The organism is Sphingomonas sp. CFBP 13603 (genome assembly GCF_014892665.1).
Classification (GTDB): Bacteria; Pseudomonadota; Alphaproteobacteria; order Sphingomonadales; family Sphingomonadaceae; genus Sphingomonas.
Map to the genome: position 1 here is coordinate 510134 of NZ_JADBIA010000001.1, position 13689 is coordinate 523822.

Genomic DNA, 13689 nt, shown 5'->3' on the forward strand with positions numbered 1-13689 from the left:
GAACAGGGTCAAGCAACGTTGATCGATTATTCGTCCAATTTGGTGGAGGTCGGCGCGCGCCTTAAGCAGGAACGTGAACGGCAAGGCATGAGTCAGACTGATTTTGGCCAGATTGGCGGCGTCAAACGCGGCAGCCAACTTGAGTACGAATCGGGTAAACGGCCATTTGATATTCAATATTTGCTCAGCCTGATCCGCACTGGCGTTGATCCGCATTTTATTTTGACGGGCAGACGAGCGAGCGATGGACTGAACGAAGATCAGTCCTCGATTGTGAGTGCCTTCGACGCACTTCCTCCCGTAAATCAGCGGGCGTTACTCCAGCTGGCTTGCTCACTCGCTGATATCCCGATCCCAGCGCCTCCCATCAGCCTTCCGAGCGCCGCAGCCCTCGAAGATGCACTGAATGGATTCCTGCAGGCTTCGCCAGGCCTATCGGGGGACGAGTTAGTTCATGAGCTCGCCAGGAGCTTGCCCACAATTCTTCGCGCCGCTGCAGATGAGATCGATGAAGTTCCGTTGGATCGATCCGATACCGGGCTCTCGCGTCGAGTAATTGAGAATGTCGATCATCGCGCAGCCCAGCCAGGGCGGCGCAGCTGATGCGGCATCGAGAGCAGCCCTGCTCGCAGCCTGGTGTCGATCGATATACCGCCTTCGCCAAACCGCTCAGTCCCCGTGTTCCTATTTTGTTCTATATCAACCCAAAGCTGGAAGCGCGAGTGGCTGACTGAGGAAGTCAGCCAGCCACGGCCAAGTGATATCGAAGGAAACTGAGGAGGCTGTAGTGCCCGCTAGCCCAACCGACGATCGGGGTATTAAGGGGGTACTTAACGTCGAATGCGGGCTCAGGATCGACCGCTTTTACACGGTCTCGGACGGCTGCGGCGGAGGGTCTCTCCACCGCAACATCGGATCGTTGGAGATGACTAGGTAGATCATCAAGAAAAGGGGATGGGAATGTCCGAGGACCAAGACGCGTTAGTTGAGGGCGTAGCTAGCGCCGCAGAAGCAAAGCGTACCTGCGGAATTATTATACCAATCTCTGCGACCGCCAATCACTCGGAGGCTCATTGGTCGTCAGTACGTGTTCTGCTAAGCCGAGCTATCGAAAAAGCCGGGTTCGTCGCTGCGCCGGTTTGGGAAAACTCTTCGGCTGACCGTGTATCGGAACGCATTATTGGAAACATCTTCCACTTCCCGCTCGTGGTTGCCGACATCAGCGACAGCAACCCAAACGTCATGCTGGAGCTTGGACTACGACTGGCATCGAAAAAACCAACCGTGGTCATCGTAAACGTCGGCGGTACGATCCCTTTCGACATTCGCGATTTTCACGCGCTTCAATACCCACCGTCGCTGAGCATTCTAGAAATGGAGAGTTTCATCGAGGAGCTTTCGGCCACTTTGATCGCAAAGGATGAGGCCTCACGCAAAGAGGGATATATCCCATTCCTTGGCCAGGTAGTAGTTGACGTTGTTCAGCCTGGAGAACGAGAGGTTCCAATCCAGCAATATGTTCTAGATCGCTTAGACGAGATCAGCGCAAAGATAAACCGCCCAGCGCCACCTCTGAGGAGTTCCTTAGTCGGCACTCAAAGGATGGAGTTTACTAAGAGGGTGACGAACAGCATTGGTACAGCGTACTTCTTTACATTAGATAACGATTACAGGCCGCAAATATCTGAACAGCTTATTCGTCTTGCGATCGATGCAAAGGTTCATCATGTGGGTGATGGTGTGGATGGATCCTATTACGCCATCGTATTCCCCGAAATTACTGGTGATACCTTCGCGGATCACTTCGGTCAGCGGGTTGAGGAACTCATATCGCCTTTCGGGGGAAGGCTCGGAGTTCCAACGGCGGTGGCGAAAAAAGCAGCGGTCTTCTAACGAATCTTGGGTTCGTAGTACTGAAGGTCGATCAGTTTGTTTTGGTCAATTCGACGGACGCCATTGGGGTATCGTTGAGGTGCGTTACGCCGCATGGCGTTCGCGAATGGCGCATCTTGCGTGACATGTCCGTGGTTGCGGCAGAGGGGATCTTCGCCGCAATCGTGGCCCGCGCTTTATTGCCTAAGGGCTATTGAAGAGCCGATAGTCGCAACGTAGGCTCTTCAGGTGAACGATTTGGAGCGCTTCGAATTTATCGTGCCGGGCTACACGCCGGAAACGATGCCGCTCGACCGCCTGATGGAGTATCTCGGCGAACTGAGCATCATTCTCGGACAAGCGTCGGAGATGCACCTCATCGAGATTCAGAAGTCGAGCACCAAGCCCGTGCTTGTGATGCCTCACGCCGTGGCAGTTAATGCCAGAAATCGTGTGAGCGAAGTCCGGCAAGGAGGCGGCTCGGGTCGCCGCCGGCAGGCTTACGATCGCATACGCCGGCTTGTTTCGGAGGACGGCGGCAAGTCGGCGATACTGCAGGCAAAAGAAGGTAAGCTCCTGGAGTTTAAGAAAATCGATCTTGGCGAGGATCAGATTGTGCACGCGCTCCGGCAGGAAACGAGCGTCGAGGGAGAACTTATCCGGATCGGCGGTCAGCGTGACTATGCTCAGTTGCTCGTGCAGGAAACGTCCGGAATGATTGTCGCCGGCTGCACTGCGCCCCGCGAGCTGGCCGCGAAGATCGGCCGATACCTTTACCAGCCATTGCGTCTGCACGGCATCGCAAGTTGGCAGCGTACCGGCACTGGTAGATGGGAAATAACCCGTCTGCAGGTACAATCGTTTGAGGCACTCGACGATGACGAGCTCGATGACGTCGTAGTGAAGCTTCGTAGTGTGAAGGCTAACTGGCCTGCCGATAGCACGGAGCAGCTGTTATCTATGCGTGGGGGCGCTGCCTGATGCGAGTTGGATTTGACTCGACGATGTTGAGTCTTTTGCTGAACCCAGAATCGCGCGCTCCAAACGATCCAACCACGGGACTGCCTACGGAGTACGTCCAGCAGCGCCTTCAAGGCCTTTTAGGTAAACTTCAGCGGAGCCGAAGCAAGATCGTGATTCCGACGCCGGTAGTCGCGGAGGTGCTGACGTTAATCGGACCTACAAATGGCGACTATCTGTCGATCGTGAATCGATCGAAGGTGTTTGAAGTTCGTCCCTTTGACGAACTTGCTGCATTCGAGTTGGCTTTTCTTAATCGCGATATATTCGCGGCGCTTGACAAAAAATCGGGAGCTGAGCCGTACCAGAAGGTAAAGGTAGATCGACAGATACTCGCGATCTGCAAAGTTGCTCGCTGCGACGCGTTTTATACAGACGACAAGGGGCTGATTGGAAGAGCCAAGCTGTGCGATATTCCTATAGTGCGCATTTCGGATCTTCCGATCCCGGATGAGGCCCGCCAACACGAATTGGGGCTGGAAGAACACGAGCCGCTTGCGCCAGTTCAGGCCGATGATGTCTCGGAGATTGAGACCGACGTCTAGAACTTGCGTATTTCCGGGTGACTATGTCGCCCCCCCCCTGTCTGGGGTACAGCAAGGGTACTAGGCGCCGTACGAGGCACACAAGACCATGATTTTCCCTGCTGCTGGCTAGCTGCGGCGGAGGGTGTCTCCTCCGTTTTTGGGCGAGAAGACTTATGCTACGTAGGCTGAATAAGGATATCTGCTTTTCGTCACAATCGCCGAGCCCGGCTCGCATCTGGGAAGCGCGCCTGCAATTTTTGGAATGTCGATGCTGAGAAATGATCGAAGGTTCGTGATAGCGTTGGTCGCTTTGCTGCTCATCTCCGGTGCCATGTGGGCGTGGATGATTCCCAAATACCCTTCGCTGCCGAACCATGCAGACATGTACGAGCAAGACGCGAGTTATTATCCTGGGTCACAGGCCTGCATGCCGTCCCGTCTTGCTAAATTACCCCCGCTTCAAGTCGATGATGAAAAGTATAAATGCGCACTCGCATTGGAACGAGAGAGTGACCGTGAATTGGCGCAGACGGCACGATCAGCTGACTCGGCCGTTGCCGCGGTTGAAGTAGGCTTTCGGCAAACCATGCTGCTAATCGCCGGCACGATATTTGGAGTTTGGACACTTATCGCTGCAGCTTTCGCTGCATGGTATGGCCGGGCAGCGGCAGTCGCTGCTCAAGACGGGCTAAAAAATAGTATAGAGGCTCAGAAGCCGACCATTGTATTTTCGTTGGAAGACATCGTCGAAACAGTAGGGCAGAATGCCTCTCTCACATTTAATATTGCAGCGACAAACGTGGGAGGCAGCGGATGTGTAGTCAATTCTGTACGGCATACTTGGACATCGGCTGCTGAAACGCCGCGCGCCTTCCTTCAGCATAACCAAGTAACTCCTATCCCGCCCGGCGAAACGAGACGGCTCGCCAAAATAGAAGTGCTTCTGGATGAATTGTACGAGCATCCCTTCTTACTCGGGGGCGCTCATATGGATGGGCCATTTGTTGAGAAAAGCAGCCCAGATCGACGTTTTGCGTTCAGTGTGAATCGGAAGCCGACGATCCACGGTACGCACTACAGCGTCTTGAGCGACCACGTTTGGACTCGGTAAGGGGCCAACGGCCCTTGTAAGGTGAGCCGTCGACGATCCGGATGTGGCGATACAGCCTTACCAGACGGGGGTATCGCGGGGGTACAACGTGTAATACGAAGGCCAGAAACGACGTTATTTCGCGGGTTTGGAAAGGCGGCGGCGGAGGGTGTATCCGCCGCAGGCAAACATCTACTATTAGTGCCCTGAGAGGCTGCTAAGCTACGACCAAGCAAATTGGCGAGACAATGATGAGCAACGTCGAGGAAACCGGGCTTTCGATGATCACCGGGGCCATGACGGGCTTACCAGCACCAGTCCGAACATCGTTCTTTAAGGCCCTTAGCGACTTACTGGGTGGTCTTACGGCTATACCCGCAGCGAAACTGAAACAGTACGCTCAAGGTATTGAGGACACGACGGCGGCTCGAACTGCGTTTGCCGCTGCGGTGGCGAAAGCGGCGGCCGATGGAGGCGTTGTAGAGCCCTTGGTTATGCAGGCAGCCGCAGAAATCTACCTGCCAACTGGTCTGCGCAAAGCTAAAAACAGGATCGGTGTCGCGGAGCGCGCCGCCGAGCATGTGGCCTCCGACACAGGTGACGAAACTAAGACAGCGGCGCCTGACGACGACTGGATGAACACATTCATGCGGTTCGCCGAGGATGCCTCGTCAGAGAAGCTGCAGGACCTTTTCGGACGCATACTGGCCGGCCAGGTCAAGCGGCCTGGCTCTTTTGCATTATCAACCTTGCGAACTGTCAGCGAACTGGATCAGGCAATCGCCGCTGACTTTGGCTTCGTGTGGGCGAAAAGCGTCGGCGAGGCAGTTGATTTCGGAACTGAGTACCAACTAGGTGAGGGCTTCGCGCGGTGGAAGCGGCTGGCACAAGCTGGCCTAATGGCGCCTTCCGAAACCGCCCAGTTCTTGCCGCCATTCAACCCGATCTTGAATGGTAGCGCTCCTTGGACACCCATGAGCGCTGACGGGACCTTTCTGCTAATCCGCTTCCCAGAGCATTGTGGCGCTCGATGGGTCGGTATCGACTTTACGCGCGTTGGGCGCGAGATCGGCAGCATTCTCGCCCGACCAGATTACGAAGCAAATATGCGGGAGGCCGGGCTAAGGCTCGCAACTCAAGGCGTGAACAGGGTTGAGTTACTCTCTCCCGGCAAGCCGGTCGAGGTTATCTACCAAGCACCTACTATGCCCTAAGTGCTTTTGTTGGGGTACACTGTCGCACGACGGTTGAATACCGCCGGCATGGCGGGGTGCGTCGAAGGGTATATCCGCCGCATTGGCTAAAGAAGGCAGGATCGATAGGATGGCTGAGTGTTCTACCTGGGTTGAATCCCTACCGGCGTGGTTTCAGGCGATAGGCTCGGCCGGTGCGATTTATGTCGCTGGACGAACGGTAATTCTTGCTTCGCGAACTACTCGGCGCGACCGCCTTCATGGTGCAGACGCAATATTCAAGCTCTGCTTGGACGTGGTGCAACAAGGACGAGATGCCGTAGCTGCCGCGGGGTCAGGATCGAACGCCTTAGCAAACACTAATTTGGCGCGCTTCGATGACTGCACACGAATGCTCACGCATTTGGAGGGAGCTCTTGTCGATATCGGATCCGAAAAATTGCCCGTAATGACGAGCGATACTCTTCAGATAATGTCGTCCTCGAAGGCGGCAGTAGGGTCCGCCCAGCTCGGGATCACTACGTCTGGGTTAACCGGCGCATCCCTCAGCATACTCGATGAAAATCTACCGAAGATTACCAAAATTCGGGCTGAAATGCTTACTATCGTCGAGCGGCAGCGTGGCCTGGTTGATAGTTGGTTGCGGACAACGAAAGACTAGCTGCTACTTACATCGCACAGTCTGAATGGTGCCTCATAAATGTGGCATTTGCGGCGATTCCCCCTATGTTCTCCCAGGGGATCCGGGGGAATGATGGGAGCATATTCAGAGGTGCTACCGGCACGAGCGAGCCGTAAGCAGCAGGCACTCGATTTCATATCCGATTACATCCTCGAGCATGGCCGCAGCCCGGCAATGCGTGAGATCGCGCTGGCGCTCGACGTCAGTGACACCCGGGCTAAGGCGTTGGTCAAGAAGCTGGCGTTCGAGAAGATGATCGAGCGCGCGGCGGGCGCGCAACGGGCGATCACCGTGCCCGGGCTGTTGGAGCGGCAGCTACTCGAACGGATGCGCAGCATGGGCGTCGTCGTCGACGACGATTTTAAGCATGGCGATCGCGTGCTGCCGTTACCACAAGGTCATCTCCCGCTTGTGGCAATCCTCGAGCATATCCCTGACGTCGACGCCGGGGATCTCCATGCCACACCTACCTGCTGACGCGGCGTTCTCGCTCGCACATTCCCTCGAGCGCGAGGGGCAGCGCGTTGCGCACCTGGTGCTTGGCGAACCGCGTCCGAAACCCAAGGGCGCGAACCGGCTGAAGAAGGGCAAGACGCCGGCGATCTTCGTGCTGGCACCCGGCATCGAGGAGCGCGTTCGGCTACGCGAGGATTGGTCGCATAAGACGAACGGTACGGCCGAGACGCACGAGCATGCCGCGGCGCAGGCGCAGCGCGAAGGTGCGCTTGCCCGCCTCGTCGCTACCGGCGCGATCGACGCGCACCAGCTCGCCGCGGCCGATCAGATCGCCGAGGCGTACCATTCCATCACGGCCGAAGTTGCGGTGCGCACTGCGAACTTGGAACCGCGCAGCTCGGGCGGCGGGCCGCACAGCGCTTCGCACGCGCCAATTGCTGCCGTGATTCGGGAGCGCGCATACGCCCGTTGGCGCGAAGCCGTCGCTCCGCATGGCGCGATGCTGCTCGCGATCATCGTCGACGACATGGCGTTGACGACTGCCGCGCGGGACTGGCGCCTTTCCAACCGGCGGGCGCGATCGATCCTGGTATCGGCGCTGGACAGCTGGAAGCGCTGCTAAGGGGTTACCTTTGGGGAACTTCCCACAAGGGCACCTGCCCAAACGGTCACGTAACTCGCAAATCGACCCCGCCACAGTTGCATCTGTTTGGCACGGTCCGCCCCCCTGAAGGGCCGTGCGGTTCGCAAGAGGAGGTCTGATATGCATCACGATCATCCGCGGCCAGTTGCACTGCGGTCCGCCCAGCCGAACTCGAATTTGGCCGATCAGCTCGAACGCATCACGCCGCGGTTCGATGAACTGACGCAACGAGCGCGGCTGGGCGTCGTATCTTCGGACGATTACAACGTCCTCGAGGAGATGGCGCAGGGCATCGCCAGCGACCTCCTCACCGCCTTCCGAGGCGGCGCTCCCCGCGCTGCCCGTCCGCCCCTCTATGTCAGTGCCGACGGCACGAAGGCAGTTTGGTAATGGCTATCCCACGCGAGGCTATGCGACGTGCCGTCGACGCCGGTCATCCGGACACCGCCCTGATCGGCGTGCCGGTCAGCCTGATGCGCGAGATCCTGAAGTTCCTGCCGGTCGAGATGATCGTCGCGAGCACCGTGCCGACCGCGCCCCAAGGGACGCCGGCATGATCACCAAGCCGCACCTCGCTGCGATCGACGTCGCCGGCATCCCGTACCTTCGGGATGCCAAGGGCAGCCTGGTCCCGCTCGCCGCGGTCAAGCCGGTCGATCTGCTCATGGACGAGACGGTGCGCGCCATCCTCACCGACGCGCGCGAGCTATCCGCCCTCGTCGCCGCGTTCAAGGTCCGGACGTTCGAGCGCGTCGGTGCCTTCCAGGCACTGCTGGCGCAGGAGTACGGCACGACCGTCGGCGGGAAGAAGGGCAACATCACCTTGCTCACTTTCGACGGTCGCGAGCGGGCGCAGGTGCAGGTCGCCGACCTCATCGAGTTCGGGCCCGAGCTGCAGGCCGCCAAGGTCCTGATCGACGAGTGCCTGATGGGTTGGGCAGGCGGCTCGCCGGTCGAGCTGCAGGCCGTGGTCAACGGCGTGTTCCAAGTCGACAAGGAAGGCCAGATCAACCGAGCCGAGCTGTTCCGCCTGCTCCGCCTCGACTTCGACGACGTGCGCTGGCTGCGTGCCATGGAGGCGATCAAGGACTCCATCCGGATCATCGGCTCGAAGACCTACGTCCGCTTCTACGACCGGCCCGCACACGACGAGACCTGGCACCCGGTCACCATCGATCTGGCGTCCGCGTAAGCGTCATGGGGAAGTTGAAGGCGATCGGTAGCATGCTTACCAGGCTGAAGCCGACCATGGGCTCCCTTGCCCCCGTCGAGCGCAGCGCCGACGCCGATCGCCGCCTCTTCAAGCCTTGGCACCAGTGGTACAAGTCGGCCCGCTGGCGGGCCCTGCGCATCACGGTGTTCATCCGGGACCTCTACACCTGCCAGTGGCCTGGCTGCGGCTTTACGTCGGCCGACACGTCGCTCCTGATCGCTGACCACTGCGACCCGCATCGCGGTGACGAGCGGCTCTTCTGGTTGCTCGCCAACCTGCAGACCCTCTGCAAGCCGTGCCACGATAGCCGCAAACAGCGGGCCGAGCGCGCCGCACTTGGATAACCACGCGGGGGCAGGGGGGTGAGTCGATCCCTGAGGGGTGCCGACCCCCTGGACCCCTATGGCTCCCATGCGGAGATTATTTCCTCCTGGGTGATCCCGGGTGCGTACTTTGGTGGCGGGGTGCTGGTCGATGGCAGTTCGCAAATCACCTGACGAGTGGGCGCAAATCGAGCGCGAATACTTGTCGAGCGACGACTCGATCCGGGAAATAGCTGACCGTTACGCAATATCGGAAGCGGCTATTCGTAAGCGCGCGAAGGCAAAAGGCTGGAAACGGCCGGTGCGCGCCCGCGAACCGGTGCGCACTTTGCTTCCCGCGCCGCGCGCACCCCAGGCGGCGCCGGCGGAACCCCGCGAACCGCTCGACGCCGGCACGATCGCCGAGAACGGCCGCCAGTTGGCCGCTCGCATGCTCGACGAGCTGGACACGATGACCAGCTACCAGGGCGAGCTTGAAGAGGCGATCGAGATCATGACAGCCAACGATGAGGATGAAAGCCGGCGCAACGCCATGATGAAGGCGGTGTCGCTGCCGGCGCGGTCGCAGATCCTGAAGAACCTCGCGACGTCGCTCAAGACGATCAACGAGGCGGCCGCGCCCGCGAAGGGCAAGAAAGCGCAGGCGCAGGATCGTGCCGCGGCGGCCGGGCGCAAGTTCGGCGCGATCGGCGCGCCGACTCGGACGATCAATTGACCGATCCCATCTGGTCGACGGCGTGCCTCGACTGGAAACGACGGATCCGCGATCGCCGCACCCTTATCCCGTTCACGCCGCTGTTTCCTGCCTCGGCCGAGGCGAAGATGGCGGTCTTCTGCGCGCTCAAGATCGCAGATCTCGGCATCAACCCGGCAACGGGGGAGACGTGGACGATCGGCGAGAGCGCCGACGAATGGCTGCTCGACTTCGCGGCTGCGATCTTCGGCGCGTACAACGCGGAAACGGGCGAGCAGCTGATCCGCGAGGGCCTGCTGCTGGTGTCGAAGAAGAACACCAAGTCGACGATCGCGGCCGGCATCATGCTGACCGAGCTGATCTGCGGCTGGCGGCCGTCGGACGAGAATTTGATCCTGGCGCCGACGATCGAGGTCGCCGGCAACAGCTTCAAGCCGGCCTGCGACATGATCCGCGCGGACGAGGAGTTAGACGACCTGCTCCATATCCAGGAGCATGTCCGGCTGATCACCAACCGCGACACCAAGGCGACGCTGAAAGTCGTCGCGGCCGACGCGGCAACGGTATCGGGCAAGAAAGCCAGCCGGGTGCTGGTCGACGAGCTATGGCTTTTCGGCAAGAAGGCGAACGCGGACTCGATGCTGCGCGAGGCGGCCGGCGGCCAGGTATCGCGTCCGGAGGGCTACACGCTCTATCTGACGACGCAGTCGGACGAGCCGCCCGCCGGCGTGTTCAAGGAGAAGCTGGCCTATGCCCGCGACGTCCGCGACGGCAAGGTCGTCAACAACGAGTTTCTGCCGGTTCTTTACGAGTTCCCCGACGAAATGCTCGCCGCGGACGAGCATCTGGATCCGGCCAATTTCTACATCACCAACCCGAACATGGGGAAGTCGGTCAGCCAGAAATGGCTCGAGGGGCAGTTTCGCCAGATCGAGAACGCCGAGGACGGCACCAAGCAGGTCTTTTACGCCAAGCACCTGAACGTCGAGATCGGCGTCGGGCTGCGGCATGATGCCTGGATCGGTGCGGTCTATTGGTCCCAGGCGCAGGCGGCCGTCGAGCTTTGGGACGGCTCGCTCGAGCAGTTCCTCGAGCTGGTCGAGGTCGCCGTCGCTGGCATCGATGGCGGCGGGCTCGACGATCTGTTCGGCCTGGCGCTGCTCGGCCGGCTCAAGTCTGATCCGCGCGTCTGGCTGATGTGGAACCGGGCCTGGGCGCATCTCGACGTGTTCGAACGCCGCAAGGATATCGTCAGCAAGCTCCACGACTTCATGGCTGAGAAGACGCTGATCCGCTGCGACGAGCCGACGCAGGACCTGGTCGAGGTCGCGGATCTGCTCGAGCTGGTGAAGGATGCGGGCCTGTTTCCGGACGAGGCGGCGATCGGGCTGGATCCGCAAGGCGTTGCCGCCCTGGTCGACGAGCTGGCCAGCCGCGGCTTCACCGCCGAGCAGATGGTCGCCGTCCCGCAGGGGTTCCGCCTGACCGGTGCGATCAAGGGCACCGAGCGCAAGCTGAAGGACGGCACGTTCAAGCACGCCGGCCAGAAACTGATGAATTGGTGTGTCGGCAACGCGAAGGTCGAGCCGCGCGGCAGCGCCATCCTGATCACCAAGCAGGTGTCGGGGACGGCGAAGATTGATCCGCTGCTGGCAGGCTTCAACGCCGTGGTGCTGATGACGCGCAACCCGCGGACGAACACCTTCGAATATACGGGGATCTGAGCATGTCGATCAGCGGATATCAGCTGTCGCCACGCGCGGCAGAAGCCGAAGCCCGTCGCAACGTCACCACCTCGGCCGAACCGACTACGCCGTCCGTCCAGGCCAGCGCGGACGGCATGAACGACCCCGGCGGCTTCACCTTCCTCAACCTGCTGGGCGGCACGCGCGGCGCGCCGATCGGCGAGCATGCCGCGCTGTCATCGCCCGCGGTGCTGCGCGCGCTCGAGGTGCTGACCGGGCTCTTCGCGATGGCGCCGCTGATCTATTACCGCGAGGAAGACGGCGGCAAGGTGCGCGTCGACGACGCCCCGCCGGCAATCATGCTCCGGACGCGCACGAATGACGTGCAGAACGCCTTCCTGTTCAAGGAGCTGATGCTCGGTGATCTGATCATGACCGGCAAATTCGCCGGATATGTTCACCGCGACGGCCTCTACCGTGCCAGCAAGCTTTCGCGCGTGGATCCGCACGGGATCTCGCCAGTGTCGAGCTGGGACAAGACCGACGGGCTCGAGGTGTTCTACGATACGCATCTGCCCGACGGCACGTTCGAGCGACTGACGCGCAACGATGTGTGGTTCATCCCGGGTTTCTCGCGCGACGGCCTGGTCGGCATCGATCGACTGAAGCTGCTGCAGGACACGCTGCAGGCGGCCGCGGCAACGTCGGCGTTCGCCGCGCGCTTCTGGGAGAACAACGCACAGCCGTCGACGATCCTGACGTCGAAGGCAAAAATGGAGCCTGGCGACAAGACCAAGCTCAAGACGGACTGGCAGAGCCGCTTCTCCGGACCGAAGAACGCCGGCGCCGTCGCCGTGCTCGATCAGGAGATGGATGCGAAGTTCCTCGCGCACGACAATGCGAAGAGCCAGTATGTCGAGGTCCGCGGCTTCTACGTCGTCGAGATCGCACGCGCGTTCGGCGTTCCCCCGCATGTCGTCTTCGAGCTGAGCCGCGCGACGTTTTCGAACATCGAGCAGCAGAGCCTCGAGCTGATCCTGTATTCGATGATGGGCCATTTCGAGCGCGTCGCCGCAGCCGCGACGCACCAGTTCGCCGAGCCCGGTCACTTCTTCGAGTTCCTGCCCGACGCCCTGCTGAAGGGCGATATCAAGAGCCGGTACGAGGCGTATTCGATCGCGATCGACAAGGGCGTGCTCAATCCGGACGAGGTCCGCAGCCTCGAGAACCGCAACAAGCGACCAGGCGGCGAGAAGTACCGCGTCGGGTCGGGCTCGCAGATCGAGGGCGAGCAGCCACCCGCGCCGGCCGCTTTGCCGCCCCCCCAAAACAGTGAGGACCAGTAATGAACGACCGTATCCTAGCGGCCATTCGGTCCGTGCCCTGGGCGATCATGCCCGGTTACCTCGAGGCCATCGAGGCGATGGCAATCCGCGCGCTCGATCACCCGGCTGTCCAGGCGGTCGCCGAGGACGGCCACGTCGAGCGGCATTTCGAGGCAATCGCGCAAATGGGCGAACGCGCAGCCGGCACGCGATCGGCAGCGATCCGCGACGGCGTCGGCGCCCTCCCGATCTTCGGCCCGATCCTGCCGCGCGCGGCGATGATGAACCCGTCGGGCGGCGGTGCGGTCGCGCTCGATCTGCTCGCAGCCGACTTCCGTGTCCTTCAGGCCGACGCGGCCGTCCGCAAGATCCTGCTGGTCGTCGATAGCCCGGGCGGCGTCACCACCGATATCGCGCAGTTCGCGCGCATGGTCGCGCAGTCGCCCAAGCCCGTTTTCGCGCATGTCACCGGCATGGGTTGCTCCGCCGCCTACTGGATCATCAGCCAGGCCAACCAGATCTCGATCGACGCGACCGCGATGGTCGGCTCGATCGGCGTGATGATGGGCGGCAGCGTCCAGGAGAACCCCGACCAGGCCGGCCGGCGCGATATCGCGATCGTCAGCAAGAACGCGCCCAACAAGCGCCCCGATCTCACCACCGAGGAAGGGCGCGCCGTGATCAGCGGCACGGTTGACGCGCTCGAGGACGTGTTCATCGCGGCGGTCGCGCGCGGCCGCGGTGTCACCGAGGCGGTTGTCCGCAGCGACTTCGGACAAGGCGGCGTCCTCGCCGGCGGTCCGGCGGTGAAGGCCGGCATGGCCGACCGCGTCGAGGCCGACGGCCTGGACGGCGCGATCCGCCGCCTTGCGACCCGCACTTCCTCCACCCGGCGCACGGCCGCGGAGAACAACCTGAAGCTTGCGCACGCCCGCGCCGGCCTCTGAACCCCCAGGAGACCTACCT

16 protein-coding genes are annotated in these 13689 nt (G+C 61.0%); all 16 read left to right on the top strand.

Translation table 11 applies throughout. The features are described 5' to 3' along the window. Positions 1–18: 18 nt before the first annotated feature. The 16 genes from IFR23_RS02460 to IFR23_RS02535 all read left to right on the top strand — a co-directional run bounded on the left by IFR23_RS02460 (position 19) and on the right by IFR23_RS02535 (position 13670). Entirely contained in the window at positions 19–603 is a 585-nt protein-coding gene (locus tag IFR23_RS02460; RefSeq protein ID WP_192974537.1) for a helix-turn-helix domain-containing protein, read from the top strand. A gap of 357 nt (positions 604–960) precedes the next feature. Further along, a complete protein-coding gene (locus IFR23_RS02465; protein ID WP_192974538.1) occupies positions 961–1893 on the top strand; it encodes a hypothetical protein in 933 nt (310 codons plus the stop codon). Between the two features lie 228 nt (positions 1894–2121). Beyond that, entirely contained in the window at positions 2122–2853 is a 732-nt protein-coding gene (locus tag IFR23_RS02470) for a hypothetical protein (protein ID WP_192974539.1), read from the top strand. Positions 2854–2876: 23 nt separating this feature from the next. Next, positions 2877–3437, top strand: coding sequence for a hypothetical protein (locus IFR23_RS02475; protein WP_192974540.1), 561 nt, complete (start codon positions 2877–2879; stop codon positions 3435–3437). Between the two features lie 274 nt (positions 3438–3711). Then, entirely contained in the window at positions 3712–4530 is an 819-nt protein-coding gene (locus IFR23_RS02480; protein ID WP_192974541.1) for a hypothetical protein, read from the top strand. Positions 4531–4760: 230 nt separating this feature from the next. Beyond that, positions 4761–5723 (top strand): DUF2806 domain-containing protein, encoded by a 963-nt coding sequence (locus tag IFR23_RS02485; protein WP_192974542.1) that lies wholly within the window; start codon positions 4761–4763, stop codon positions 5721–5723. Between the two features lie 730 nt (positions 5724–6453). Next, a complete protein-coding gene (locus tag IFR23_RS02490) occupies positions 6454–6861 on the top strand; it encodes a LexA family protein (RefSeq protein WP_192974543.1) in 408 nt (135 codons plus the stop codon). Continuing rightward, positions 6842–7462: a hypothetical protein gene (locus tag IFR23_RS02495; protein ID WP_192974544.1), complete on the top strand. Its 621-nt coding sequence runs from the start codon at positions 6842–6844 to the stop codon at positions 7460–7462. Before IFR23_RS02490 ends, IFR23_RS02495 begins: the two co-directional genes overlap by 20 nt. 141 nt (positions 7463–7603) lie before the next feature. Further along, entirely contained in the window at positions 7604–7873 is a 270-nt protein-coding gene (locus tag IFR23_RS02500; protein WP_192974545.1) for a hypothetical protein, read from the top strand. Further along, a complete protein-coding gene (locus IFR23_RS02505; RefSeq protein WP_192974546.1) occupies positions 7873–8040 on the top strand; it encodes a hypothetical protein in 168 nt (55 codons plus the stop codon). Before IFR23_RS02500 ends, IFR23_RS02505 begins: the two co-directional genes overlap by 1 nt. Continuing rightward, the gene (locus tag IFR23_RS02510) at positions 8037–8675 is read left to right on the top strand and encodes a DUF3164 family protein (protein ID WP_192974547.1); all 639 of its coding nucleotides are present in this window, start codon (positions 8037–8039) and stop codon (positions 8673–8675) included. Before IFR23_RS02505 ends, IFR23_RS02510 begins: the two co-directional genes overlap by 4 nt. Before the next feature lie 32 nt (positions 8676–8707). Next, complete coding sequence (locus IFR23_RS02515) at positions 8708–9040, top strand: HNH endonuclease (RefSeq protein WP_244655394.1); 333 nt, start codon at positions 8708–8710, stop codon at positions 9038–9040. A 130-nt stretch (positions 9041–9170) separates the two neighbouring features. Then, positions 9171–9734, top strand: a complete 564-nt coding sequence (locus tag IFR23_RS20105) for a hypothetical protein (protein ID WP_244655395.1) — start codon at positions 9171–9173, stop codon at positions 9732–9734. Then, positions 9731–11437 carry a terminase large subunit gene (locus IFR23_RS02525; protein WP_197978236.1) on the top strand — a complete coding sequence of 569 codons (1707 nt, stop codon included), beginning with the start codon at positions 9731–9733 and terminating at the stop codon, positions 11435–11437. The genes IFR23_RS20105 and IFR23_RS02525 overlap by 4 nt, the downstream gene beginning before the upstream one ends. Before the next feature lie 2 nt (positions 11438–11439). Next, the gene (locus tag IFR23_RS02530) at positions 11440–12744 is read left to right on the top strand and encodes a phage portal protein (RefSeq protein ID WP_192974549.1); all 1305 of its coding nucleotides are present in this window, start codon (positions 11440–11442) and stop codon (positions 12742–12744) included. Next, on the top strand, positions 12744–13670 hold the full coding sequence (locus IFR23_RS02535; RefSeq protein ID WP_192974550.1) for a S49 family peptidase: 927 nt from the start codon (positions 12744–12746) through the stop codon (positions 13668–13670). Before IFR23_RS02530 ends, IFR23_RS02535 begins: the two co-directional genes overlap by 1 nt. The last annotated feature ends 19 nt before the right edge of the window (positions 13671–13689 follow it).